Genomic DNA, 2,127 nt, shown 5'->3' with positions numbered 1-2,127 from the left:
ACGTCACGAACTATTTTACTAAAGTAGTAGGTTGATTGAGCAAAAGTGTAAAATCCTATCGAGCAAAAAGTGTCAACTTTATTCTAGCGTTTACAGGAGGCTATCTAACGACCAAAGGGGAGAATTAATTCTTCCTTTTTTTCCTTTTTGCAATATATATTACTATCTCAGAAGGAGAATTAAAATGACCAAGTTTTTTTTAGAAGTTATTCAATTAAGTGAAAAGAGGATGAATTTATTAAAACTAACGGTATTTCCAGCATCCCTAATCTACTTTTCATATTTTTTTATGCCAGCTTATATAATAAACATTTCTAATGTTATACCAGATATAAAAGTAATCGACAGCCTTTATATCGTATTGTATAACTTTTTAAGATTAATAAACTTAGTTAACTGGGTCGGCCTAATTTTCCTTATTGGTATTTCTATTACTCATTATATAATTCAGAAAAAATTTTCCAGTAATCCTTCTTCATTTTCATTTGATGATATATTATTTCTTAGGCAAAAATCAATCACAAGGATTTTTCATAATCTATTGGAAAGTTCTGCATGGTTCATGATTTCTATTGCTATTATAATTTTATTCAAAGGTCCTACAGAAATAAATATAGAAAAGAAAATAGTGGAAAACCTATTTTTAATATTGCCTACCGCGTTGTATTTATACGTATCGTTGGCAGACTGGTGCATAGTGAGAAAATTTGGTCAAAATGATTACGAAAATAATTATTAATAGATTAAAATTGACGAGCGACACAAAAGTACTTATTTAGAAATAGTTGGTATTACTGAGTTTTATAGTAGCCACTATGGACTTTTGTGTCATTTAAAAATACTAACAATCTTGTAGATTGACACAAAAGTATTAACAACGTTAAGAGAGCTGCAATTTTTTCTGGAGAAATGATGAAGGCCATGAAGGTTTACGAAGATTGAGAAATCAAATCCACACCGAGCGATTTTTTTTCTGATGGAGAAAGTAAATACCCTTTAACATTAAAAACAAGCCGTATTCCCTTTGATATGGTTTATCCTTAAAGAACGCATGTAGGCATTTTATTTTATCTTCTGCTAATTTCCAATCTTTCCGACCAATAGCATAATTAACCTGGAAAAATCCATAGAAGCCAGGTACATCAAGAGAAATAGTCTTTTCAGTTGCTTCCAAAATTTCAAAAGCATGACGAAAATTTTTTTCTCTTAAACAAAGAAGAATTTTGAAAAAATCAATCTCTTCCTTGCCCTCATTTTCAAAAAGTTGTTTGTCTTCAAATATACGATAATAGTAATTTATTGCGTGGATGTCTTCTTCCACTGTCGAGTATAGGAAAAGCAACGGCAATGCTTTTTCCTTAAAAGGTAATGGAGAATGTAAAAATGCTATAAAATCACCACGTAATAACTTCATTAGTAGTAGCAACTTTTCATCTATTTCTATTCCAAAGGTATGCTTACTTAGTAACTCCTCAATGGCTTCTCCATGTCCGAAAAGATGATATTTACTAATAAGATTTATGGTAAGTTGTTGAAACTCCTGGTCCTCTACAAACGGAAACGACATGAACTCTTTTTGTTGAGACACTGTTAATTTATACCCAAAGCCTTTAACCGTCTCCAGTTTCAAAGCATGCTTCCACTTCTTTAGCTTTTTACGAAGGCGATAAACATGATCGTCAACGGTCCGGTCGGATGGAACCTGTAATGGCTAAACTGCATCCAAGAGCTGATGTCGCGATAAAGCCTTGTTACTATTTTGATAAAGGTAATCAAGGAGTAAAAATTCTTTTCGTAAAAGCTTTAACTCTTCTCCGTCAATCATAACGGAATAGTCACTAATATTGAAAACGACCGACATATGCACACCACATTTCTATCATTATTCCTGTAAACATATAGTATCATGTAGCATGAAAATGATGGTTGATAATTTTTTAAATTCCTGTAAAAACTGGTAAGTAAATACTCCTCTTAAAGTATAGTGGAGGAGCAGAAATTATTCCGTATTCCGGAATCGGGCGCGATCTAGGAAACAAGGATCAGCGCTCTTTTTATTTTGGCAAGGATGAAGAATAACATATTGTAGGAATATTTAAATTATGAAATAATTGGTATTAAGTTATC

1 protein-coding gene and 1 pseudogene are annotated in these 2,127 nt (G+C 32.0%); one reads left to right on the top strand and one right to left on the bottom strand.

Annotated elements, in window-relative coordinates:
* Nucleotides 1–184 precede the first annotated feature (184 nt).
* Complete coding sequence (locus tag ACFVAD_RS24185) at nt 185–739, top strand: hypothetical protein (protein ID WP_386646446.1); 555 nt, start codon at nt 185–187, stop codon at nt 737–739.
* A 207-nt stretch (nt 740–946) separates the two neighbouring features.
* Here the strand turns inward: ACFVAD_RS24185 and ACFVAD_RS24180 are convergent.
* A pseudogene (locus ACFVAD_RS24180) lies at nt 947–1,825 on the bottom strand (winged helix-turn-helix domain-containing protein).
* Nucleotides 1,826–2,127: the final 302 nt, after the last annotated feature.

This window comes from Sutcliffiella sp. NPDC057660, from assembly GCF_042800035.1.
Taxonomy (GTDB): domain Bacteria; phylum Bacillota; class Bacilli; order Bacillales; family Bacillaceae_I; genus Sutcliffiella_A.
This window is presented reverse-complemented; position numbering and strand designations above follow the sequence as displayed.